This window comes from Nocardioides sp. AN3 (assembly GCF_054653495.1).
The window spans coordinates 53426-75347 of record NZ_BAAIGC010000002.1; the positions used below are offsets into that span (position 1 = coordinate 53426).

Consider the following 21922-nt stretch of genomic DNA (forward strand, 5'->3'; position numbering starts at 1 on the left):
CTCGGTGCCCGCGCACCTTGGCCGTCATGCCCCGCCTGTCACACCGCGGATCACGGAGCGACAGGCTGCCCGGAGAGCTTCTTGTAGGTGTACGCCGCGCCGATGAGCACGATGGGGGCCGAGACGAGGAGACCGATGCAGAGGATGCAGAAGCCGATCACGTAGACGATGAAGCCGACGATCGCCCAGACGAGCACGTTCCCGACGTTGTCCTTGACGAGAGTGAAGCTCGCCTTGACGGCCTCGAGCGCCGGCATGTCCTTGTCGACGACGAAGAACGGCGTGAACAACAGCAGGAACGCCGCGATGAGTCCGGGCACGTAGCACAGGAAGGTGCCGACGGCGGTGATCACCGCGACAAGAAGGCCGGCCAGCAGCACGTTCCCGATGTTGAGCCGCCCGAAGAGGTCGCCGACCCGGAACGGCCGCCCTTCGGTGATGTCCAACGCGCCCCGGATCAGGGCGGCCTGCACGATCCACACCACGAGCGTGTAGATGAGGGTTCCCAGCGCGCTCGAGAGCGTCGAGCCGAAGATGCCCGACGTGCTGCTGTCGATGCCGAGACGGACCGGGAAGTCGATGGCGAGGGCGACGGCGGTGGCCAGCAGGAGCAGCAGCGCCGCGAGCAGGATCTGCCCGAGGTTGGCCGTGAACTTCTCGATGCCGTATCCGAGCGCGTTGCCCACGCTCCACGGCTTGCCGTCGTCGCCGTAGGGCGGGGCGCCGTAGCCGCCTCCAGGGGGCGGGGCACCGTAGTCGCCCGGCGCGCCGTACCCGCCCGGCGCTCCGTACCCGCCCGGGGGCGGCGGAGGTGTCCCGTAGCCGGCCCCGGGAGGTGGGGGCGCGCCGTAGTCGGGGCCGGAGGGTGGCGTCGAGCCGGGGGTGCCGCTTGGCTCGTCCGGAGGAGTCGTGGACATCGTGGGGATCTCCGTTCGTCGTGGCCGGCGCGAGGCCGGCCCCCGGTGATGTCTCGCAACGTATCGTCAGCGACCGCCGGCCGAACAGATCCGCGCAGCGAGAGGCACGCGTGTCGCATCCGCGATGCGCGGGGGCCAGAATGACGACGTGACCAACCTGGAGGCCCGGCCGGACGAGATCGTCTGCGAGAGCCGGGCACACGGCGGCCTGGAGATCATCGCCCCGCGGGTGGTGCCGTTGGGAGGCCCGCGGGCGATGAGCGTACGCCGCACGCTGCCCTCCCGCGAGCGGTCGCTGATCGGGGCGTGGTGCTTCCTCGACCACTACGGCCCCGACGACGTCTCGGCGACCGGTGGCATGAAGGTCGCGCCGCATCCCCACACGGGGCTGCAGACGGTGTCGTGGCTGTTCACTGGCGAGATCGAGCACCGCGACTCCGCCGGCAACCACGCCATGGTGGTCCCAGGCGAGGTCAACCTGATGACCGGGGGTCGCGGCATCAGCCACTCCGAGGTCTCGACCGAGGCCACGCCGGTGCTCCACGGCGCCCAGCTCTGGGTCGCCCTGCCGCACGCAGCCCGCGACACCGCGCCCGGCTTCGCGCATCACGTGCCGCAGCCGATCAGCGGTCCCGGGTGGACGGTCCGTGTCTTCCTCGGAAGCCTGCTCGGCGACACCTCGCCGGTGCCGACATACACCCCGCTCCTCGGCGCCGAGATCCTTCTCGAGCCGTCGACGTCGCTGACCGTGCCGGTCGAGGAGTCCTTCGAGCATGGCGTGCTCGTCGACACTGGAGGGGTCGCGCTCGCGACCGACCGGGGCCTGTCGGCGCTCGTCGGCAAGGACCACCTCGCCTACGCGCCTCCGGGCGCGTCGTCGCTGACGGTCGAGGCCGGGGGGTCCTGGACGCGGCTGCTGCTCCTCGGCGGCCCGCCGTTCGGTGAGTCGATCGTGATGTGGTGGAACTTCGTGGGCCGCAGCCACGAGGACGTCGTCGCCTACCGAGAGGCTTGGCAGTCGGCGATCACCGACGAGGCCGGCGAGGTCGTCGCCGACTCCCAGCTCGTCGCCGACTCGCGGTTCGGGAGGGTCGTGGGCGACCACCTCCCGCCGATCCCGGCACCCCCGCTGCCGGCGGTGCGACTGCGGTCGCGGCAGTAGGTTCCTGTCATGGGTGAAGCACTCGAGGAGCTGGTGAGCGCCCTTCCCGAAGGCGTCGTCATCACCTCACCGGTCGCGATCGAGAAGTACCGGGAGGACTTCGCCCGGGACGGCTCGGCCGGCATGCCGATCGCCGTCGTACGCCCGGAGACCGCCGACCAGGTGCAGACCGCCGTCCGCTGGGCGGCGGAGCATCTCGTCCCCGTCGTGCCGCGCGGCGCCGGCACCGGGCTCTCCGGCGGCTCCTCGGCCGTCGACGGCGGGATCACCATCTCGCTGGACCGGATGACGGCCATCGAGATCGACCCGCAGTGCCAGGTGGCGGTCGTCGAGCCGGGCGCGCTCAACGCCGAGGTCAAGCTGGCCGCCGCCGAGCACGGGCTCTGGTATCCGCCGGACCCCTCCTCCTTCGAGATCTGCTCGATCGGCGGCAACCTCGCCACCAACGCCGGCGGGCTGTGCTGCGTGAAGTACGGCGTCACGACCGACTACGTGCTCGGCATGGACGTGGTCCTCGCCGACGGCACCCTCGTGACCCTGGGCGGCAAGCAGATCAAGGACGTCGCCGGGCTGTCGCTGCTGAAGCTCTTCGTCGGCAGCGAGGGCACGCTCGGCGTCATCACGCGGGCGATCCTCCGGCTGATCCCGCTGCAGACCCCGAAGGCGACGCTGGTGGCGACGTTCGCGACGATGACGGGGGCGGCAGAGGCCGTGGTCGCCATCCGCGGCACGGTCCGCGCGTCCATGCTCGAGCTCATGGACAACGCCAGCATCAACGCCGTCGAGGACTGGCGCCCCCACGGGCTCGACCGCTCGACCGGAGCCCTGCTCGTCGCTCAGTCCGACGCCCCCGGGCAGGCCAGCGCGACCGAGATCGCCTCCATGGCCGCCCGCTGCGAGGACGCGGGCGCCGACGACGTCTTCACCACGACCGACCCGGAGGAGGCGTCGATGTTCGTCTCCGCACGACGCAACGCCTTCCACGCGCTCGAGCAACGCGGCAGCGTCCTCTTCGAGGACGTCGGCGTGCCGGTGCCGTGCCTGCCCGACCTCATCGCCCAGATCGCCGGCATCGCCGAGCGCAACGCGGTCGAGATCGCCGTCGTCGCGCACGCAGGGGACGGCAACACCCATCCGATCGTGGTCTACGACGCCGCCGACGCCGGCTCGGTCGCCCGAGCCCGTCAGGCCTTCGCGGACGTCATGTCCGCGGCCATAGCGATGGGCGGCACGATCACCGGCGAGCACGGGGTGGGCAGGGCCAAGCGGTCCGCCCTGCCGGCGCAGCTCGGCGAGGACGTCCTGGCCCTGAGCTGGCGCGTCAAGGACGCACTCGACCCGCATGGCATCCTCAACCCCGGAGCCGTGCTTCCACCACGCAGCAGAGGAGACCGATGACCCCGATCGTGCGACGCCACCTCTTCGGCCCGGGTCCGACGAACCCGTATCCCGAGGCGACCGAAGGGCTGGCCCGACCGCTCCTCGGCCATCTGGACCCGGTGTTCATCGACATCATGGACGAGACGTGCGACCAGCTCCGCGAGGTCTGGGGCACCGCGCAGAACCGCACGCTGCCGCTGTCGGCGACCGGGTCGGCCGGCATGGAGGCGGCGTTCGTCAACACGGTGACCCCCGGGGACGTGGTGGTCGTCGCGGTCAACGGGCTCTTCGGACAGCGCATGTGCGAGGTCGCGGCTCGTTGTGGTGCCGAGGTGGTCCCGGTCGAGCACCGATGGGGCTCGCCGGTCGACGTCGAGCGTGTCGTGGCGGCGCACCCGTCGCCGGCGATCGTGGCCGCCGTGCACGCGGAGACCTCGACGGGCGTTCGCTCCGACATCGCCTCGTTGGGTGCCGCCGTGCGCGAGGCCGGCGACGCGCTGCTGCTGGTCGACGCGGTGACCTCGATCGGCGGCATCGAGCTGTGCGCCGACGACTGGGGGATCGACATCGGGTATGCCGGCACCCAGAAGTGCCTCGGCGTCGCCCCGGGTCTCGCCCCGTTCACCATCAGCGACCGCGCCTTCGCCCGGCGGGTGGACAGGCCACGCTCCTGGTATCTGGATCTCGGCCTCCTCGGGGGGTACGTCGGCGATGCCGGTGACGCCGCCGACCGGCCACGTGCCCGGACCTACCACCACACCGCGCCCGTCGCGATGGTCGCCTCGCTGCACGCCGCTCTCGGCCGGATCCTCGCGGAGGGGCTCGAGGCGGTGTGGGCCCGTCACGCCGCGGCGGGCCAGGCACTGCAGGACGGCCTGGAGGCGATGGGCCTCGAGCTCTTCGCCGACGCCGGACACCGGCTGCCGGAGCTCACCACCGTCAAGGTGCCCGACGGGGTCGACTCGGCCGCCGTACGCCGGACCCTCCTCGAGCGCTACGACATCGAGATCGGCGCGGGGGTCGGGGAGTTCGCGTCGTCGGTCTGGCGCATCGGCCTCATGGGACCGAACGCCAGCCCCGACGCCGTCGCCCTCGTCCTCGGCGCCCTGGGCGAGGTGCTCTGAACGCTCGGCGAAGGATCAGCCCAGCGCGACCGCCTCGCGAGCGAGCCGCGTGACGGCCTCCCAGTCGCCGGCGTCGAGGGCGGACTTCGGCGTGATCCAGGTGCCGCCGACACAGCCCACGTTGCTCAGGGCCAGGTAGGTCGGCGCCGTGGCGGGGCGGATGCCGCCCGTCGGGCAGAACCGCGCCGCGGGGACGACGGTCGGCAGGGAGGAGAGGTACGCCGTGCCGCCGGACGCCTCGGCGGGGAAGAACTTCATCTGGGTGACGCCGTACTCGAGCACCGCGAGCACCTCGGACACGGTGGCCGTGCCCGGCAGGAACGGCAGCCCGGTGTCGAGCATGGCGTCCATGAGTCGGGGCGTCGCGCCGGGGGAGACGAGGAACGACGCCCCGGCGTCGTGGGCGGCCTTGGCGAGGTCGGGCGTGGTGACGGTGCCGGCGCCGATGGTGATCTCGGGGACCGCGTCCGCGATCGCCCGGATCGCGTCGAGCGCGACGGGGGTGCGCAGGGTCAGCTCGATGACCGGCAGGCCACCGGCGACCAGCGCCTCGGCGACCGGCACGGCGTGGTCGACGGACTCGACGACGACGACGGGGATGACCGGCGCGATGCCGAGGAGGTCGGTGTGGGAGAGATCAGGCGTGGACAACGGAGAGCTCCTGGTGGCTGGTGGTGACGGGGGCGAAGACGGAGGCACCGGTGTCGGCCGAGCCGACCGCGGCCCGGAAGGAGGCGAAGAGCTCGCGGCCGGTGCCGGCCCATTCCTCACCCATCGGCGCCCGGCCGGTGGCCTCCCGGGCGTTGAAGTCGCCAGGGTCGACCTCGATCGTCAGGGTGCCGGTCACGGCGTCGACGGTGATGAGGTCGCCGTCGCCCACACGCGCCAGCGGGCCGCCGAGTGCGGCCTCGGGCGTCAGGTGGATCGCGGCGGGCACCTTCCCGGAGGCGCCGGACATGCGGCCGTCGGTGACGATCGCGACGCGGTGTCCGCGGTCCTGGAGGACGCCGAGCGCGGGCGTCAGCTTGTGGAGCTCGGGCATGCCGTTGGCGGCAGGGCCCTGGTAGCGGATCACCGCGACGAGGTCGTGGTCGAAGCGCCCCTCGGCGAACGCGGCGAGGAAGTCGGCCTGGTCGTCGAAGACCACCGCCGGCGCGGTGACGACGCGGTTCTCGGGCTTGACCGCCGAGGTCTTGATGACGGCGGTGCCGAGGGGGCCGTGCAGCACCCGCAGGCCGCCGTCGGATGAGAATGGCGCCTCGGCCGGCCGCAACACGTCGAGATCACCGGACTCAGGTGCACCGTCGACCCATTCGATGCCGGCGGCGTCAGGCGTCGAGCCGAGCCCGTCGGCTGCCAGGCGGGGCTCCTGGGTGTAGCGCGAGAGCCCGGTCCCGACGATCGTCCGGACGTCCGCGTGCAGCAGGCCGGCGGCCAGCAGCGTCCGGATCAGGTAGCCGATGCCACCGGCCGCATGGAAGTGGTTCACGTCGGCCTGGCCGTTGGGATAGATCCGAGCGACCAGCGGCACGACGGCCGAGAGGTCGGAGAAGTCGTCCCACGTCAGCGCGATGCCGGCGGCGCGGGCGATCGCGACCAGGTGCATCGTGTGGTTCGTCGACCCGCCGCTGGCGAGCAGCGCGACGCAGGCGTTGACGATCGCGCGCTCGTCGACGATCTCGCCGATCCCGTTCGCCGTCCCGGTCAACGCGGTGACCCGGGCCGCCGCCGCGCGGGTCAGCGCCTCGCGAAGCTCGCCGACCGGGGGTGTGAACGAGGCGCCGGGCAGGTGCAGCCCGAGCACCTCCATGAGGAGCTGGTTGGAGTTCGCGGTGCCGTAGAAGGTGCAGGTGCCCACGGAGTGGTAGGACGCCGACTCGGCGGCGAGCAGCTCCTCGCGGCCGACCTTCCCCTCGGCGTACAGCTGGCGCACGCGTGCCTTCTCGCCGTTCGGGATGCCTGACGCCATGGGGCCGGCGGGCACGAAGACGGTGGGCAGGTGGCCGAAGGAGAGTGCCCCGATGAGCAGGCCCGGCACGATCTTGTCGCAGACGCCGAGCATCAGCGCGCCGTCGAACATGTCGTGCGAGAGCGCGATCGCCGCCGACATCGCGATGACGTCGCGGGAGAAGAGCGAGAGCTGCATGCCGTCGCGGCCCTGGGTGACGCCGTCGCACATGGCCGGCACCCCGCCCGCGACCTGCGCGATCCCGCCCGCGCGGAGCACGGCCTTCTTGAGCGCGGGCGGATAGTCGGCGTACGGCGCGTGCGCCGACAGCATGTCGTTGTAGCTCGTCACGATCGCGACGTTGGGCTTCGCGGCCGGGCCGACGATCTGGAGCTCACGCTTGGCGTCCGGCTCGGCGCCGGCGAAGCCGTGAGCCAGGTTGCCGCAGCCCAGACGACCGCGGGCCGGGCCCTGTGCGGCGGCTGCGCGGATGCGGGCGAGGTAGGCCGACCGGGTCGACGCACTGCGGGCGGCGATGCGGTCGGTCACCTCGGCGACGGTCGCGTTGATCGGCGGACCGTGGGTGGGTCCGATGCTGTCGGGTGTCATAGCGAGTCCTCCTGCCAGGAGCGGCCGTCCCGCTCGATGAGGGTGATGGCGTTCGTGGGGCCGGCCGAGCCCGCGGCGTACCGCTTCGGCGGCAGTCCGCTCTCGGTCCAGTGGGCGATGATCGGGTCGCACCACGTCCAGGCCGCTTCGACCTCGTCGCGGCGCATGAACAGGGTGGGGTTGCCCTTGACGACGTCCATGAGCAGCCGCTCGTAGGCGTCGGGGGAGCGTTGCTCGAAGGCGGAGGCGAAGTTGAGGTCGAGCGAGACCGGCTTGAGCCGGTAGCCGCCGGGGCCGGGCTCCTTCGCGGTCAGGTGCAGCCGCATGCCGTCGTCGGGCTGGACCTGGATGTGCAGCCGGTTGGGCGCCGTGACGCCGGTGCGGTGCGGGAAGACGTCGTGCGGCGGCTCCTTGAAGACGACGACGATCTCCGAGGAGCGCCGGTCCATCCGCTTGCCGGTGCGCAGGTAGAACGGCACGCCGGCCCAGCGCCAGTTCTGCACCTCCACCTTGAGGGCGACGAAGGTCTCGGTGAGGCTGACCCTGCCGGACGAGTAGACGTCGTGAGTAACGACCGAGGGCGAACAGAGACCCGCCTCCTCGTCATAGGACGGCACGGCGCGGCCGTTGACCAGCCCCGTGCCGTAGCGACCGCGGACCGTGTCGCGGTCGATCTCCGCCGGCGAGAGGGGCTTGAGCGCTTGGAGGACCTTCAGCTTCTCGTCTCGGACGTCCTCGCGGCCGACCTCGATCGGGGGCTCCATCGCGACGAGGCAGAGCAGCTGGAGCAGGTGGTTCTGCACCATGTCGCGCAGAGCCCCGGCCTGCTCGTAGTAGTCGACCCGCTCGCCGACGCCCAGCGTCTCGGCGACGGTGATCTGCACGTGGTCGACCCAGTGACTGTTCCACAGCGGCTCGAGCAGCGTGTTGGCGAACCGCGTGACCAGGAGGTTCTGCACGCTCTCCTTGCCGAGGTAGTGGTCGATGCGGAAGATCCTCGACTCGTCGAAGACCTCGCCGACGACCGCGTTGATGGCGCGGGCGGAGGCGAGGTCGTGGCCGATCGGCTTCTCCAGCACGACCCGTGCAGGTGCCTCGGTCATGCCGCCCTCCTCGAGGCGGCGGCAGATCGGGCCGAACAGTGCAGGGGCGACGGCGAGGTAGTAGACGCGCACGGTGTCCTCGACCCCCGGGCGGTCCTTCAGCAGGCCGTAGAGCGCGTGCCAGTCGGCCGGCTCGAAGACGTCGACGCCAGCATGGTGCACGCGCGCGAGCAGCCGGTCGGCGGTCTCGTCGTCGAGGTCGCCGACGTGCTCGCTCAGTGCGTCGTGGACCAGTGCGCGATAGGCGTCGTCGTCGAGGTCGGACCGGGAGACGCCGATGATGCGGGTGTCGTCCGGCAGGTGACCCTCGAGGTCGGACTGGTAGAGGGCGGGCAGGAGCTTGCGGAGGGCGAGGTCGCCGGTGCCGCCGAAGACCGTGAAGTCGCAGCGCTGCGGCATCACGGGAATGCCGTTCGCGGTTGCGTCGGGGGCGGAAGCGGGGTGCATGCCTCCACGGTGTCAGGAATTTTGGATCGATACAAGCACGACTTAGGTTTTCCTGAGACAAAAGTGGCGGCTTAAGATCCGTTCCATGTCCGAGATGACCGCTGTCCCGTGGGGCTCCTCCCTGCCGAGCGCAGGGGATCTGCTCGACCTCGTCCGCGCCGGCCGAGCGTCGACGCGTGGCGATCTCCAACGGCTGACGGGCCTGTCCCGCACCGCCGTGGGAGCTCGCGTCTCGGCGCTCGTGGACACCGGGCTGCTGGCGTATGGCGACGAGTCGCCCTCCACGGGTGGGCGGCCGCCCGGCACGCTGCTCTTCAACGCCGACGCCGGGGTCGTCCTGGCGGTCGCGATCGGCCGCTCGCGCAGCCAGCTCGCGGTCTTCGACCTCGAAGGGCGCGAGCTGGCCGGGGACACGCGTGACCACGAGGTCGGGGCGGGGGCGCCGATCCTGATGCCGCAGATGGTCGACCGGCTGCGCACCATGCTCGAGGGCCTCCCGTCGAAGCCTGTGCTGGGCGTCGGCGTGAGCCTCCCCGGGGTCGTCGACCCGGTGCGTCTGGTCAGCGTCGACTCACCGGTCATGGGCGGCTGGGACGGGGTCGAGCTGGCGCCGTTCTTCCGCGAGCTCACCGATGCACCGGTCTACCTGGCCAACGACGCCGACGTGCTGGCCCGTGCCGAGCTGTTCGGGGGCAGTCCCTATCGCGACCTGCTGGTGGTGAAGGCGTCGACCGGCCTCGGGCTCGGCGTGGTGGCGGACGGACGCATCCTCGCCGGCCACCTCGGCGCCGCCGGCGAGATCGGCCACACGCGCACGGAGGCCGGCGAGCTGCCGTGCCGGTGCGGCAGCTCCGGCTGCCTCGAGACCATCGCCGGTGGCTGGGCGCTGGTCAACACGTTCAACGACTCGGGGCGCCAGGCGGGCCACATCCGCGACCTCGTCGCCTTCGCCCTCGGCGGCGACGCGGTGGCGCGCAAGCTGCTGCGCGACTCCGGCCGTCGGCTGGGGGAGGTGCTCGCCGTCGCCATCAACCTCCTCAACCCCGAGGCGGTCGTCATCGGCGGCGACATGGGCCAGGCCTTCGAGGTGTACGCCGCCGGCGTGCGCGAGTCCGTCTACGCCCGGTCCACCGCGTTGGCCACCCGCGACCTGCAGTTCCTGCCCTCCGCGCAGGGCGACTCGGCCGGTCTTGTCGGGTGTGCGGCTCTCGCCATCGACCACGTCCTCGCGCCCACGGCCGTCGACGCGCGGATCGCCGACGCGGTCACTGTCTGACGCCGAACCCCGGGTTGTGGTCCCTCGAACCCCGGGTTCTGGCGACCAGAACCCGGGGTTCGAGGGACCACAACCCGAGGTTCGACGGGACTCCAGGGTCAGCCTCCCAGGAGCGTCTTCTTGATCTCCGTCTTGAGCACCTTCCCGACCTTGGAGCGCGGCAGGTCGGGCCAGACCTCGATCTGCTTGGGCGTCTTCACGCTGCCGATCCGCGCCTTGACGAACTCCTTCAGCTCTCCGGAGTCGACCTCGAGTCCCGGCCGCAGCTGCAGCACGGCGGTCACCCGCTCGCCCCACTTCTCGTCGGGGAGCCCGACGACGGCGCAGTCGGCGACGGCCGGGTGCTGCATCAGTGCCTGCTCGACCTCGGTGGAGTAGACGTTGAACCCGCCCGTGATCACCATGTCCTTGGCGCGGTCCACGATGTGAAGGAGGCCGTCGTCGTCGAGGTAGCCGATGTCGCCGGTGTGGTGCCAGCCGTGCGCGGACGCCTCCTCTGTCGCGGTCGGGTTGCGGTAGTAGCCGCGCATGACGAGCGAGCCGCGGACGACGATCTCGCCGCGCTCGCCCGGCGGCAGCAGGTCGCCCTCCTCCGACATGATGCTGACCGTCGTCAGCGGGGACGGTCTCCCCGCTGACGACAGCCGTTCGCGGGCGACGCTCCCGTCGGGACGGAAGTGGTCGCGCGGCGCCATGGTCGAGACCATCATCGGCGCCTCGGTCTGCCCGAAGAGCTGTGCCATGACGGGTCCGATCCGGTGCAGTGCCTCCTCCAGGCGTGTCGCCGACATGGGCGCGGCGCCGTACCAGAAGCACTGCGATGCGGAGAGGTCCGTCTCCGGCAGGGCGGGATGGTCGAGCACCATGTAGATCAGCGTCGGCGGCAGGAAGGTGTGCGTGACGCGCGCGGAGGCGATGTGGCCCAGGAACGCGCCGACGTCCGGCGTGCGCATCACCACGATCGCCCCGCCCAGGCAGAGCACGGGGAAGCACAGCACGCCGGCGGCGTGGGTGAGGGGCGCCAGGGCGAGGTACGTCGGCCGGGCCGGCGCGTCCGGCCACGGGTAGCTCATCAGCGTGATCGCCGTCATCGTCTCGAGGTTGGTGCCGGTCAGCATCACGCCCTTCGGGCGCCCCGTCGTGCCGCCAGTGCCGACGATCATCGCCAGGTCGTCCTCGGCGGCTCGGTCGATGCTCGAGTAGCCGGAGCCGCTAGGCGGAGGCGTATCGAGACCCAAGAACTCCTCCCACGTCAGCGCCCAGGGGACCTCGCCGTCGAGGCAGACCAGGGTCGACAGCGCCGGCAGATCCCCGCGGATCTGGTCGACGAGCGGCGCGAAGGACGAGGCGAAGACGAGCACCGAGCACTCGAAGAGGTCCAGCAGTTCGCGGTTCTCGGCCGCCTCGTTGCGGGGGTTGATCGGGCACCAGACCGCGCCGGCCCGGCTGATGCCGAAGACGCAGGCGAAGGCGACGGGGTCGTTGGCCGAGAGGATCGCCACCTTGTCGCCCGGCGCGACGCCTCGGGTGGCCAGCGCGGCCGCGACACGTCGACTGATCGACACCACGTCGGCGTAGGTCCAGGTCTCGCCGTCGCAGACCAGGCAGGGGGCGTCGCCGCCGAGCGACGCCCCCTTGTCCAGGTAGTCGACGAGCCGCATCAGCTGCCCTGGTAGGTGACGACCGGCTCCGCCACCAGGCCGAAGGCACGCAGCTGCCCGAGCAGCTCGCGGTGGCCGAACGCCTGGCATCCCGACGCGAAGCCGACCCGCCTCGGCGGCTGCTGCAGCAGCGAGTAGGCGGCGTACGCCTGCATCATCCCAGTCTGCTTGTAGTTCTGGTTGCCGTGGATGACGCAGTGCGCGCGGCCAAGCGGCCCCGAGGCGTGGACCGAGTCGAGCGACTTGTTGAGACGGGGGTTCTCGCGCGGTGGCATCTGGTTCATCACCTGCGCCGCCGTTGCGGTGAGTGCCGCGTCGCGGTCCTCGGGCGTCATGTCCTTGGTCGCCTCGATCGCCGCGGCCACGATCTGCGGCACACCGTTCATGAGTGCGGCGTTGAACACGCCGCCCTGCGACTTGCAACTGGCCACGCGTGGGTCGCGGCGATACCAGACGGGGTGCGACATGCCGCCCCACGGCAACGACATCGCGAGCTCGTGCTGACCCGGGACGACGAGCGGGACGAGCCCCTGCGTCGGGTCGAACTCGACGAAGGCGTTCTGCTGCAGGTAGTGCGCCTTGGACGTCGCGGCGTTGACCAGGATCGTTCGGGTGGAGGCGATCGTGGGCGAGCCGCCCCAGAAGACGGCGATGTCCAGGGTGTCGAGCCCGGGCTTCTCCAGGCAGATCTCGGCGGCGATCTCGCTGGTGGTGTACATCTGCGCGATGCCCGGCGCGAGCAGGAGGCCGGCGCGAGCGAAGGCGGCGCCGTACCTCTCCTCGCACGAGAGCAGCCAGTCCTGCTCACCCGTGGTGTCGGTGTAGTGGCTGCCGGACTCCAGGCAGGCCTGGACGACCTCATGACCGAGGCTGCTGAACGGGCCGACCGTGTTGAGCACGACCGAGGCTCCCGCGAAGAGCGACGCTAGGGCGTCGACGTCGTGGGTGACCTCCGCGACCTCGTAGTCGGCGGTCTCGATGCCGGCCACGTGGGCCTCCATCGAGGCCTTCACCTTGCCGCCGTCGCGGCCGGCTGCGACGAAGGCGACGTTGAACTCGCGGAGGTACTCGCACACGAGGCGGCCGGTGTAGCCGGAGGCGCCGTAGACGACGACGGGCTTGCTGGACATCGTCACATCCCCATTCCGCCGTCGACCGGCAGTCCTGCGCCGGTGATGAAGCGCGAGGCGTCCGAGGCGAGGAAGACCACCGCGTCGGCCATGTCCTCGACCGTGCCGAGACGACCGACCGGCGTCAGCTCGACGACTGCCCCTACCGCCTCCTCCGGCGAGCCGAAGAGCCCGAGGCGGGCCACGTCGTTCGCGAGGCCCGCGCCCATCTCGGTCGGGACCAGACCGGGGTAGAGGCAGTTGACGCGGACGCCGTAGCCCAGCTTGCCGCTCTCCATCGCGGCCACGCGGGTGAGCCGGTCGACGGCCGACTTCGTCGCGGAGTAGACCGAGATGCCCGGGAACGCGATCGTCGCTGCGACGGAGGCCACGTTGATGACGCTGCCGCCCGCGCCGGCCGCGCCGCCCGGTCGCATCGCGCGGAAGGCGTGCTTGATGCCGAGCGCGGTGCCGAGGACGTTGACCTCCAGCATCCGACGGACCTGGTCGGGGTCGAGGTCGACGATGAGGCTGGTGATCTCGACGCCGGCGTTGTTCACGACGATGTCGAGCCCGCCGAGCTGATCGATGGCGGAGGCGACACCCCGCTCCCAGGAGGCGTCCTCGGTGATGTCGAGGTGGACGAAGCCGCCGCCGAGCCGCTCGCCGACCTTCGGTCCGAGGTCGTCCTTGACGTCGGCGATGACGACCCGTGCGCCGGCTTCGGTGAGGGCGGTGGCCATGCCCTCGCCGAGCCCCTGGGCGCCTCCTGTCACGAGGGCCTTGCGGCCGGTCAGATCGAGCTGCTTCATCGACGTGTGCCTCCTAGATCGTAGTGACGTAGATCACACGCTTCCTGCATCCTGGACGAGTGTCAAGAAAAATCTTGACGATCGTCAAGGGCGCACTTCGGCTTGCCATCGGGGGTCGGCGGGCTACCGTGCGAGCCATGGTGGATGCCTTCGCCGATGACGCTCTGGGGCACGACGACGCGGTCGGGCTCGCCGGCCGGCTCGCGGCCGGCGAGGTGAGTCCCGAGGAGCTGGTGGAGGCCGCCATCGGCCGCATCGAGAAGGTCGACGGCGAGCTGAACGCGGTCGCCGTGCGCGACTTCGAGCGCGCCCGGCGGACGACCGGAGCGCAAGGCTTCCTGCACGGCATCCCCACGCTGATGAAGGACAACGTCGACGTGGCGGGCCTGCCCACCCAGCAGGGGAGCGATGCGTACGTCGGTCGCCCGGCGGAGCACGACGGGGAGCTCTCCCGCCTCCTCAAGTCCCTCGGCGTGGTCTGTCTCGGCAAGACGCAGATGTCGGAGTTCGGGTTCTCGGCGACCGCTGAGCATCCTCGGCTCGGGGCCGTGCGCAACCCGTGGGACACCACGCGCACGGCCGGGGCCTCGTCGGCCGGCGCGGCGGCGCTCGTCTGCGCCGGCGCCGTGCCGCTCGCCCACGGCAACGACGGCGGCGGGTCGATCCGCATCCCCGCCTCGGTCAACGGCCTCGTCGGGCTCAAGCCCTCGCGCGGCCGTCTCCCGCTCGAGCCCTTCCACCGTCAGATGCCGCTGCGGATCGTCGTGGACGGCGTGATCACCCGCTCGGTGCGCGACACCGCGGCGTTCCTCCGGGAGGCCGAGCGTCAGCACCCCGCGCCCCCCACGCTGATGCCGATCGGCGACGTGACCCGGCCGGGTCAGGACCGTCTGCGAGTGGCCTTCTTCACCTCCTCGGCCGGGCGCGCGGCCACGTCGGAGGTGGATGGGCTGACGCGATGGACCGCCGAGCTGCTGGAGTCGCTCGGGCATCGGGTCGAGGAGGTGGAGGCGCCGGTGACGCCGGCGTTCGCGGACGACTTCGTCCTCTACTGGGGCTTCCTCGCCCTGATGGTCATCCGCAGCGGTCGCCTGTTCGCCGGCCGCACCTGGGACACCGCGAAGCTCGACAACCTCACCCGTGGCCTGGCGGCGCACACCAGGCGCCGGCTCCACCGGCTGCCGGGCGCGCTCCGGAGGCTGCGGCGCTCGAGCGCCCTGTCGGCCGGCCTCCATGCGACGTACGACGTCGTCCTGACGCCGACCCTCGCCCAGGAGACCCCGCTGGTCGGCCACCTCGACCCGATGCAGGACTACGAGACGGTCATGGATCGGCTGCGGGACTGGGTGGCCTTCACGCCGTGGCAGAACGTCAGCGGCGACCCGGCGATCTCGCTGCCGCTCGCGACGACCTCGAACGGACTGCCCCAGGGCATGATGCTGGGTGCCGGGATCGGGCGGGAGGCACTGCTGCTCGGGCTGGCCTACGAGCTCGAGGAGGCCGTCGGATTCGCGTCGGTCACGGGCTTCGCGCGCGCCTGAGCGGCGGCGATTTCGCGAACCGAGGGGTGGCTCTGTAGTGTTCTCGCTCGTTGCCCCCTTAGCTCAGTCGGCAGAGCGACTCCATGGTAAGGAGTAGGTCTACGGTTCGATTCCGTAAGGGGGCTCTGAGGCAAGGTCGCCCCATGGCCATCTTGCTGACGTGGCGGGGTAGCTCAGGCGGTTAGAGCGCACGACTCATAATCGTGAGGTCGCGGGTTCGATCCCCGCCCCCGCTACCAAGCACCGCATCAGGCACCATCCGACGAAGGACTTCTCATGGCCTCCAAGAGCAGCGACGTTCGCCCCAAGATCACTCTGGCGTGCACCGAGTGCAAGGAGCGCAACTACATCACGAAGAAGAACCGCCGCAACGACCCCGACCGGATCGAGCTGGCCAAGTTCTGCCCGCGTTGCCGCAAGCACCAGCCGCACCGCGAGACCCGCTGACACACCGAGCCCCGGGGTCTCGTCCCTCGAGCCCCGGGTTCTCGCTCAAGGCCGCAGGTTGTCCTGCGGCCTTGTGGCATTTCTCGGGCACGAATCCGGTGCTCGAGGGACCAGAACCCCGGACTCGAGGGGCAACAACCCGGGGCTCGGCGGCTCCCCGTTAGGGTGAGGCCCGTGGACAGCTCGATCGTCGGCCGGCAGTTCCCGCCCGTCGGCCCCTACCTTGTCTCGGCGGAGAAGGTGCGGGAGTTCGCCTCCGCCATCGGCTGGGAGCACGACGGCGTGCCGCCGACCTTCCCGATCGTGCTCGCCGGCGCCTCGATGAACGCCTTCCTCGACGAGGTCGGCCTGGAGCTGTCGCGGATCGTGCACGGGGAGCAGCGGTTCTCCTATGAGCGCGAGCTCGCGCCCGGCGACCAGCTCACCTCCACGTTGACGGTCGCGAGCCTGCGGCAGATCGGAGGCAACGACATCATCGGCACCTCGACGACGTTCACCGACGGCTCGGGCACGCTCCTGTGCACGGCGACCGCCACGCTCGTCCACCGAGGGGCCGCGGCATGAGCGGCGTGAAGCTCGAGGCCGGCGACGCGCTGGAGCCGCAGACCTATACGGTGACGCGCGCCGACCTGGTGCGCTACGCCGGCGCCTCCGGCGACTTCAACCCGATCCACTGGTCCGACCGCACCGCGACCGCCGTCGGCCTGCCGGGCGTCATCGCGCACGGCATGCTCACGATGGCGCTGACCAGCCGGGCCGTCGCGACCTGGACCGACGGCGCGCCGGTCGTCGAGCTCGGCAACAAGTTCACCAACATGGTCGTCGTCCCTGACACCGACGAGGGCACCACGGTCACGGTCGGCGGGACGGTGAAGTCGGTCGCCGACGGGCTCGTCACCCTCGCCCTCGAGGTCACCTGCGACGGACAGAAGGTCCTGGGCGCCCCGAAGGCCGTCGTCCGTGCCTGAGCAGGCGATGCCTGAGCTCCTCGCCGATCACACCACCCTCCGGTTGGGCGGGCCGGCGTCGGCGTACGTCGTCGCTCGCACCGCCCACGAGCTGACCCAGGCCGTCACGACCGCCGACGCGGCGGGGGAGCAGGTGCTCGTCCTCGGCGGCGGCAGCAACCTCGTCGTCGCCGACGAGGGCTTCACCGGGACCGTCGTCGAGGTGGCCACGACCGGCGTGACGTCGGACGTCGAGGACGCGGGTCCTGCATGCGGTGGCGCGATGGTCACCGTCGCAGCCGGCGAGAGCTGGGACGAGCTCGTCGCCACCGCGGTCGAGCACGGCTGGGTCGGCATCGAGGCGCTCGCCGGGATCCCCGGTCGCGTCGGCGCGACGCCGATCCAGAACGTCGGCGCCTACGGCCAGGACGTGTCCCAGACCATCGCTGCGGTGCGTGTCTGGGACCGCGTGCTGAAGGGCTACCGGACCTTCGCGAACGCCGACTGCCGGTTCGGCTATCGCACCTCGCGGTTCAAGGCCGACCCCGGCCGTCACGTCGTGGTCGATGTGACCTTCCAGCTGCGAGTCGGGACGCTGTCCGCGCCCATCGCGTACGCCGAGCTGGCGCGCTCGCTCGGCGTCGAGGTCGGCCAGCGAGCGCCGCTGGGCGATGTTCGCGACGCGGTGCTGCGGCTGCGCCGGGGCAAGGGCATGGTGCTCGACGCCGACGACCACGACACCTGGAGCGCCGGCTCGTTCTTCACCAACCCGGTCGTCGATCCGGACCGGCTGCCGAAGGGTGCACCGGCCTACCCCCAGCCCGACGGTGGCGTGAAGACCTCCGCCGCCTGGCTCATCGAGCATGCCGGCTTCACGCGGGGCTACCCGGGGAGCGGCGCCGCGACGCTGTCGACCAAGCACACGCTCGCCCTGACCAACCGCGGCTCGGCGACGACGAAGGACCTGCTCGGTCTCGCCCGCGAGGTCCGGGACGGCGTCGAGGAGCGGTTCGGCATCCGGCTGGAGAACGAGCCGGTGCTGCTGGGCGTCGAGATCTGAGCCCTGTCAGGACGGCGCCACCAGGTCCTGACATCGGAGGAGTGCTCGACGTGCATCACCGGGAGAGCAGCACCAGCACCTCGTGATGGTCGGTGTGGGGGAACATGTCGAGCAGCCGCCCCGAGACCGGCTCCAGGGACGGCATGGCGGCCAGGTCGCGGGCGAGGGTGTCGACGTTGCACGAGGAGTAGACGACGTGCCGCGCGGCAGACGCCTCGAGCCATCCGGCCAGCTTCACCCCGATGCCGCGCCGAGGCGGGTTGACGATGACCAGCTCCGGCGCCCGGCCTGCGGCGAGGGCGTAGGCCGTCGCGTCGCCGGCCACGAAGGTGGCCCCCACGCCGAGCTCCGTCGCGGTCAGCCGAGCCGACTCGATCGCCTGCTCGCTCGACTCCACGCCGACGAGGACCCGACCCGGGGCCGCCACGTGCAGCCCGAAGCCACCGACGCCGCAGTAGAGGTCCCAGACCGACGCCGGGTCGACCGACGAGACGAGCTCCTGCGCTTCGCGGTAGAGCCGAGCCGCCACCACCGTGTTGGTCTGGAAGAAGGACTGCGGACGCAGGTGCAGGTCCAGGTCGTTGACCCGCATCGTCAGCGTGTCGCCGTGCAGCACCTGCTCCTCCGGGCCCTCGAGCACGGCCTGGTGCGTCGGCTGGAGGTTGACCGAGACGACAGCGGCGGGCAGGGCGTCGAGCAGCGCCGACAGGTGCTTGCGCAGTCTCGGCACCGCCTCGGTCGACCGGAGGACGAACCGCACCATGAGCTCGCCGCTCGGTGCCACGGTGACCAGCAGGTGCTTCAGCTCGCCGCGTCGGTCGGGGACGGAGTAGGGCGCCAGTCGGGCCGTCCGGACCAGCTCGGCGAGCACCGGCAGCGCCTCGCGCAGGCGGGGGTCGTGCAGCCCGCACTCGCGGAGGTCGACGCCACGTCCTCGCGGGTCGAGGATGCCGAGCGTCGGCGCCTCGAGGGTGCCGCTGACGACCATCTTCGCCTTGTTGCGGAAGCCCTCCTCCGGGCTGGCGGCCGGCTCGAGCCAGGTGAGCGGAGGCAGGGCAGCAGCGACCCGAGCCTGCTTCGCGGTCAGCTGCTCGGCGTACGGCAGCTCGATCCACCGGCAGGACCGGCACACATGCGCGTCGTAGTAGGAGCAGTGCACGAGGAGTCAGGCGTTGGTGCCGGTGCTGCCGCCGTCGTAGTTGTCCCAGGAGTCGGCGGTGACACCGATGACCACGAAGAGGGCGATGACCGCGAGGATGACGAGGACCAGCAGCACGGTGCCGATGATGCCCAGCACCACGCCGGCCTGAGCGTTGCCCCGGCCGCCGAGCTGGCCGTTGGACGCGTCGATCCGCTTCTTCGCCTGATGCCCGAGGAACCAGGCCACCGGTGAGCCCAGGAAGCCCAGGCCGACGCAGGCGAGTCCCAGGGCGAGGGCGACGATGCCGACGATCATCGCGGCCTGGGCGCCACCGTCCTCGGGTCGTCGCGGCACGTAGCCCGGATAGCCCTGGCCGTAGCCCTGCGGGTAAGGCTGCCCGTACGTCTGGCCATAGCCCTGGCCATAGCCCTGGCCATAGCCCTGGCTGTAGCCCTGGTACGGCGCCGGCTGAGCATACGGCTGCGGAGCGTACGGATTCTGGCCGCCCGGGTGGTCATCAGCCTGCTGTCCGGCGGACGGCTGCGCCGAGGACGGCGTCCCGAAGGACTGCTGCGTCTCGTGGGGCTGCTGTCCGTAGGGCTGGTCGTACGGCTGCCCGTAGGGCTGCGAGTAGGGCGGCGGGGTGCTGCCGTAGGAGGGACCGTAGGGCTGCGTCGGGGGAGGGACAGCCGGATCCTCAGCGGCGTTCGGCTGCTCGCCGGAGGGGTCTTGCTCGTTGCTGCCGTCGGTCATGGCGTCATTCTTCCCCAGGCGTCTCACTCGGGCTTGGCGAGCCAGGCGTCGATGTCGTCCAGCAGGGCCTGCTGGGTCGACTCCGGCGCTGCCGAGGCCCGCACCGACATCCGGGCGAGCTCGGCCAGCTGGCCATCGTGCAGGTCGTGGGCGGCACGCACCGCGGCGTACTGGCCGAGGAGGCGTGAGCCGAAGAGAAGGGGGTCGTCCGCACCGAGCGCGACCGTCGCGCCGGCTGCGACGAGGGAGGGCACCGGCACCTCGGTGAGGGACGAGTAGACCCCGAGAGAGACATTGGACGTCGGGCAGACCTCCAACGCGATGCCGGCCTCGACGATCCGGTCGAGCAGCGCGGGGTCCTCGGCGGACCGCACGCCGTGACCCAGCCGCCGCGGGTGCAGCGTGTCGATCACCTGCGCGATGTGCTCGGGGCCGCGCAGCTCGCCGCCGTGCGGCACCAGCATGAGTCCGGCCCGCTCCGCGATCGAGAACGCCGGGCCGAACTCGGCCGTCCGCCCACGGCGCTCGTCGTTGGAGAGGCCGAAGCCGACGACGCCGCGGCCGGCGTACTGCGCCGCCAGGCGTGCCAAGGTCCGCGCGTCCAACGGATGGCGGGTCCTGTTCGCCGCGATGATGACCGCGATCGGAAGCCCGGTCTCGCGCGAGGTGGCGGCCGCGGCGTCGATCACCAGGTCGGTGAAGGCCGTGATGCCGTCGAAGCGGGCGGCGTAGCCCGAAGGGTCGACCTGGATCTCGAGCCAGCGCCCGCCGTCGGCGACGTCGTCCTCAGCGGCCTCCCGGACCAGGCGGCGTACGTCGGCCTCGGTCCGCAGCACCGAGCGCGCGACGTCGTAGAGCCGCTGGAAGCGGAACCAGCCCTTCTCGTCGGCCGCACTGAGCTGCGGCGGCCACTCGCTGACGAGCTGGTCCGGCAGGTGGATGCCGTCGCGCTCCGCCAGCTCGAGCAGCGTCGAGTGCCGCATCGACCCGGTGAAGTGCAGATGCAGATGCGCCTTCGGGAGCGCCCGGAGGTCGCGGGTCTCGATACGGGTCTCGATACGCTCGCTGGCGCTCGCTACTCGACCTCCGAAATCGCTGGCGCTCGCTACTCGACCACCGGTCACGCAAAGAGCTTCTGGAGGCGGGTGACACCCTCCACCAGGTCGTCGTCACCCAGGGCGTAGGACAGCCGGAGGTAGCCGGGCGCGCCGAACGCCTCACCGGGCACGACGGCGACCTCGACCTTGTCGAGGATGTACTCCGCCAGCTCGGCCGAGGTGTCGATCCGCCGCCCGTCGTGCTCGCGACCGAGCAGCCCCTTGACCGACGGAAACGCGTAGAACGCACCCTCCGGCGTCGGGCAGACGACCCCGTCGATCTCGTTGAGCATCGAGGTGATCGTCTTGCGCCGCCGGTCGAACGCGGTGCGCATCTCGTCGACCGCCGACAGGTCGCCCTCGAGGGCGGCGATCGCGGCGCGCTGGGAGACGTTGGCGACGTTGGAGGTCGCGTGCGACTGCAGGTTGGTCGCGGCCTTCACGATGTCGGCCGGGCCGATCATCCAGCCGACCCGCCAGCCGGTCATCGCGTAGGTCTTCGCGACGCCGTTGAGGATGACCGTGTAGTCGGCGATCTCAGGGCACAGCGTGGCGATCGAGCCGGTCTCGACACCGTCGTAGAGCAGGTGCTCGTAGATCTCGTCGGTCACGACCCACAGTCCGTGCTCGGCGACCCAGGCGCCGATCGCACGGATCTCGTCGGCGGTGTAGACGGCGCCGGTCGGGTTCGACGGCGAGACGAAGAGCAGGATCTTGGTGCGCGAGGTGCGGGCGGCCTCGAGCTGGTCGACGGTGACCTTGTAGCCCTGGATCTCGTCGGCGAAGACCTCGACCGGCACGCCGCCGGCGAGCTGGATGCACTCGGGGTAGGTCGTCCAGTACGGCGCCGGCAGGAGCACCTCGTCGCCTGGGTCGAGCATGGCGGCGAACGACTCGTAGACCGCCTGCTTGCCGCCGTTGGTCACCAGCACCTGAGCGGGGGTGACCTCGAGGCCGGAGTCCCGCTTTGTCTTGGTCACGATGGCGGCCTTGAGCTCGGGCAGGCCGCCGGCGGGGGTGTAGCGGTGGTTCTTCGGGTCGCGAGCGGCCTCGATGGCGGCCTCCACGATGTAGCCGGGGGTCGGGAAGTCGGGCTCGCCAGCGCCGAAGCCGATCACCGGGCGCCCCTCCGCCTTGAGGGCCTTCGCCTTCGCATCCACCTTGAGGGTGGCCGACTCGGCGATGGCGCCGACCCGCTGGGACACACGACGGTCACGAGGGGAGGAGGTCATGGCGCCACTCTATCGGCCGGGTGCCGCCCCGACGGTGGCCGATCTCGCGGTGCCTCGAGGCAACCCGATTGGTGCTCGGCCCAGCCGACCCGTAGACTCCTCGACTGGTGGATTTCCCACATGCTGTTGCGCGCCTCCAACCGGCTGCGGCGGCGG

General features: G+C 71.3%; 20 protein-coding genes and 2 tRNA genes. 11 read left to right on the plus strand and 11 right to left on the minus strand.

Annotated features, from left to right (window positions below; all coding sequences use genetic code 11):
• Positions 1-50: 50 nt before the first annotated feature.
• Positions 51-917, minus strand: a complete 867-nt coding sequence (locus ACYQ1K_RS02910) for a hypothetical protein (RefSeq protein ID WP_459981304.1) — start codon at positions 915-917, stop codon at positions 51-53.
• A gap of 148 nt (positions 918-1065) precedes the next feature.
• Between ACYQ1K_RS02910 and ACYQ1K_RS02915 the strand changes: the two genes are divergently transcribed.
• From ACYQ1K_RS02915 to ACYQ1K_RS02925, 3 genes are read left to right on the plus strand one after another with little or no spacing between them, the layout of a single operon-like run.
• On the plus strand, positions 1066-2079 hold the full coding sequence (locus ACYQ1K_RS02915; RefSeq protein ID WP_459981305.1) for a pirin family protein: 1014 nt from the start codon (positions 1066-1068) through the stop codon (positions 2077-2079).
• A gap of 9 nt (positions 2080-2088) precedes the next feature.
• Positions 2089-3477 carry an FAD-binding oxidoreductase gene (locus ACYQ1K_RS02920; protein WP_459981306.1) on the plus strand — a complete coding sequence of 463 codons (1389 nt, stop codon included), beginning with the start codon at positions 2089-2091 and terminating at the stop codon, positions 3475-3477.
• Positions 3474-4583, plus strand: a complete 1110-nt coding sequence (locus tag ACYQ1K_RS02925; RefSeq protein WP_459981307.1) for a pyridoxal-phosphate-dependent aminotransferase family protein — start codon at positions 3474-3476, stop codon at positions 4581-4583. The genes ACYQ1K_RS02920 and ACYQ1K_RS02925 overlap by 4 nt, the downstream gene beginning before the upstream one ends.
• Positions 4584-4598: 15 nt before the next feature.
• On the opposite strand, the gene eda is transcribed toward ACYQ1K_RS02925, so the two are convergent.
• Genes eda through zwf form a run of 3 tightly spaced genes read right to left on the minus strand, consistent with a single transcriptional unit; the run spans position 4599 to position 8690 of the window.
• On the minus strand, positions 4599-5234 hold the full coding sequence (eda, locus tag ACYQ1K_RS02930; RefSeq protein ID WP_459981308.1) for a bifunctional 4-hydroxy-2-oxoglutarate aldolase/2-dehydro-3-deoxy-phosphogluconate aldolase: 636 nt from the start codon (positions 5232-5234) through the stop codon (positions 4599-4601).
• The gene (gene edd, locus ACYQ1K_RS02935) at positions 5221-7140 is read right to left on the minus strand and encodes a phosphogluconate dehydratase (protein WP_459981309.1); all 1920 of its coding nucleotides are present in this window, start codon (positions 7138-7140) and stop codon (positions 5221-5223) included. The genes eda and edd overlap by 14 nt, the downstream gene beginning before the upstream one ends.
• A complete protein-coding gene (gene zwf / locus ACYQ1K_RS02940; RefSeq protein ID WP_459981310.1) occupies positions 7137-8690 on the minus strand; it encodes a glucose-6-phosphate dehydrogenase in 1554 nt (517 codons plus the stop codon). The genes edd and zwf overlap by 4 nt, the downstream gene beginning before the upstream one ends.
• Positions 8691-8775: 85 nt before the next feature.
• On the opposite strand from zwf, the gene ACYQ1K_RS02945 reads away from it, so the two are divergent.
• Entirely contained in the window at positions 8776-9966 is a 1191-nt protein-coding gene (locus ACYQ1K_RS02945; protein WP_459981311.1) for an ROK family protein, read from the plus strand.
• A 98-nt stretch (positions 9967-10064) separates the two neighbouring features.
• Here the strand turns inward: ACYQ1K_RS02945 and ACYQ1K_RS02950 are convergent, their stop codons facing one another.
• The 3 genes from ACYQ1K_RS02950 to ACYQ1K_RS02960 are packed head-to-tail and all read right to left on the minus strand — an operon-like array spanning position 10065 to position 13548.
• The gene (locus ACYQ1K_RS02950; protein ID WP_459981312.1) at positions 10065-11627 is read right to left on the minus strand and encodes an acyl-CoA synthetase; all 1563 of its coding nucleotides are present in this window, start codon (positions 11625-11627) and stop codon (positions 10065-10067) included.
• Entirely contained in the window at positions 11627-12757 is a 1131-nt protein-coding gene (locus tag ACYQ1K_RS02955) for a DUF5938 domain-containing protein (RefSeq protein WP_459981313.1), read from the minus strand. The genes ACYQ1K_RS02950 and ACYQ1K_RS02955 overlap by 1 nt, the downstream gene beginning before the upstream one ends.
• 2 nt (positions 12758-12759) lie before the next feature.
• A complete protein-coding gene (locus ACYQ1K_RS02960; RefSeq protein WP_459981314.1) occupies positions 12760-13548 on the minus strand; it encodes an SDR family NAD(P)-dependent oxidoreductase in 789 nt (262 codons plus the stop codon).
• Positions 13549-13685: 137 nt separating this feature from the next.
• Between ACYQ1K_RS02960 and ACYQ1K_RS02965 the strand changes: the two genes are divergently transcribed.
• The 7 genes from ACYQ1K_RS02965 (at position 13686) to ACYQ1K_RS02995 (ending at position 17543) form a co-directional block, all read left to right on the plus strand.
• Positions 13686-15089, plus strand: a complete 1404-nt coding sequence (locus tag ACYQ1K_RS02965) for an amidase (protein WP_459981315.1) — start codon at positions 13686-13688, stop codon at positions 15087-15089.
• A gap of 52 nt (positions 15090-15141) precedes the next feature.
• Positions 15142-15214 (plus strand) — tRNA-Thr (locus tag ACYQ1K_RS02970).
• Between the two features lie 37 nt (positions 15215-15251).
• Positions 15252-15328, plus strand: a tRNA-Met gene (locus ACYQ1K_RS02975).
• A gap of 37 nt (positions 15329-15365) precedes the next feature.
• Complete coding sequence (gene rpmG / locus ACYQ1K_RS02980; RefSeq protein ID WP_091124146.1) at positions 15366-15536, plus strand: 50S ribosomal protein L33; 171 nt, start codon at positions 15366-15368, stop codon at positions 15534-15536.
• A 174-nt stretch (positions 15537-15710) separates the two neighbouring features.
• Positions 15711-16100 carry an FAS1-like dehydratase domain-containing protein gene (locus ACYQ1K_RS02985; RefSeq protein WP_459981316.1) on the plus strand — a complete coding sequence of 130 codons (390 nt, stop codon included), beginning with the start codon at positions 15711-15713 and terminating at the stop codon, positions 16098-16100.
• Positions 16097-16504, plus strand: coding sequence for a MaoC/PaaZ C-terminal domain-containing protein (locus ACYQ1K_RS02990; protein ID WP_459981317.1), 408 nt, complete (start codon positions 16097-16099; stop codon positions 16502-16504). Before ACYQ1K_RS02985 ends, ACYQ1K_RS02990 begins: the two co-directional genes overlap by 4 nt.
• A gap of 7 nt (positions 16505-16511) precedes the next feature.
• Positions 16512-17543, plus strand: coding sequence for a UDP-N-acetylmuramate dehydrogenase (locus tag ACYQ1K_RS02995; RefSeq protein WP_459981597.1), 1032 nt, complete (start codon positions 16512-16514; stop codon positions 17541-17543).
• Between the two features lie 55 nt (positions 17544-17598).
• Here ACYQ1K_RS02995 and rlmC read toward each other — a convergent pair whose 3' ends face one another.
• The 4 genes from rlmC to ACYQ1K_RS03015 are packed head-to-tail and all read right to left on the minus strand — an operon-like array spanning position 17599 to position 21766.
• A complete protein-coding gene (rlmC, locus tag ACYQ1K_RS03000) occupies positions 17599-18702 on the minus strand; it encodes a 23S rRNA (uracil(747)-C(5))-methyltransferase RlmC (RefSeq protein ID WP_459981318.1) in 1104 nt (367 codons plus the stop codon).
• Positions 18703-18708: 6 nt separating this feature from the next.
• The gene (locus tag ACYQ1K_RS03005; protein ID WP_459981319.1) at positions 18709-19437 is read right to left on the minus strand and encodes a DUF4190 domain-containing protein; all 729 of its coding nucleotides are present in this window, start codon (positions 19435-19437) and stop codon (positions 18709-18711) included.
• Positions 19438-19460: 23 nt separating this feature from the next.
• Positions 19461-20561 carry an adenosine deaminase gene (locus tag ACYQ1K_RS03010; RefSeq protein WP_459981320.1) on the minus strand — a complete coding sequence of 367 codons (1101 nt, stop codon included), beginning with the start codon at positions 20559-20561 and terminating at the stop codon, positions 19461-19463.
• The gene (locus tag ACYQ1K_RS03015; RefSeq protein WP_459981321.1) at positions 20558-21766 is read right to left on the minus strand and encodes a pyridoxal phosphate-dependent aminotransferase; all 1209 of its coding nucleotides are present in this window, start codon (positions 21764-21766) and stop codon (positions 20558-20560) included. Before ACYQ1K_RS03015 ends, ACYQ1K_RS03010 begins: the two co-directional genes overlap by 4 nt.
• Between the last annotated feature and the right edge of the window lie 156 nt (positions 21767-21922).

Coding starts and splice junctions, on each gene's coding strand:
- ACYQ1K_RS02965 (WP_459981315.1), top strand. CDS start 13,686: ATGGTGGATGCCTTCGCCGATGACGCTCTGGGGCACGACGACGCGGTC.
- rpmG (WP_091124146.1), top strand. CDS start 15,366: ATGGCCTCCAAGAGCAGCGACGTTCGCCCCAAGATCACTCTGGCGTGC.
- edd (WP_459981309.1), bottom strand. CDS start 7,140: ATGACACCCGACAGCATCGGACCCACCCACGGTCCGCCGATCAACGCG.
- ACYQ1K_RS03005 (WP_459981319.1), bottom strand. CDS start 19,437: ATGACCGACGGCAGCAACGAGCAAGACCCCTCCGGCGAGCAGCCGAAC.
- ACYQ1K_RS03015 (WP_459981321.1), bottom strand. CDS start 21,766: ATGACCTCCTCCCCTCGTGACCGTCGTGTGTCCCAGCGGGTCGGCGCC.
- ACYQ1K_RS02945 (WP_459981311.1), top strand. CDS start 8,776: ATGTCCGAGATGACCGCTGTCCCGTGGGGCTCCTCCCTGCCGAGCGCA.
- ACYQ1K_RS02955 (WP_459981313.1), bottom strand. CDS start 12,757: ATGTCCAGCAAGCCCGTCGTCGTCTACGGCGCCTCCGGCTACACCGGC.
- ACYQ1K_RS02920 (WP_459981306.1), top strand. CDS start 2,089: ATGGGTGAAGCACTCGAGGAGCTGGTGAGCGCCCTTCCCGAAGGCGTC.
- ACYQ1K_RS02995 (WP_459981597.1), top strand. CDS start 16,512: ATGCCTGAGCTCCTCGCCGATCACACCACCCTCCGGTTGGGCGGGCCG.
- zwf (WP_459981310.1), bottom strand. CDS start 8,690: ATGCACCCCGCTTCCGCCCCCGACGCAACCGCGAACGGCATTCCCGTG.
- ACYQ1K_RS02910 (WP_459981304.1), bottom strand. CDS start 917: ATGTCCACGACTCCTCCGGACGAGCCAAGCGGCACCCCCGGCTCGACG.
- ACYQ1K_RS02950 (WP_459981312.1), bottom strand. CDS start 11,627: ATGCGGCTCGTCGACTACCTGGACAAGGGGGCGTCGCTCGGCGGCGAC.
- ACYQ1K_RS02960 (WP_459981314.1), bottom strand. CDS start 13,548: ATGAAGCAGCTCGATCTGACCGGCCGCAAGGCCCTCGTGACAGGAGGC.
- ACYQ1K_RS02990 (WP_459981317.1), top strand. CDS start 16,097: ATGAGCGGCGTGAAGCTCGAGGCCGGCGACGCGCTGGAGCCGCAGACC.
- ACYQ1K_RS02925 (WP_459981307.1), top strand. CDS start 3,474: ATGACCCCGATCGTGCGACGCCACCTCTTCGGCCCGGGTCCGACGAAC.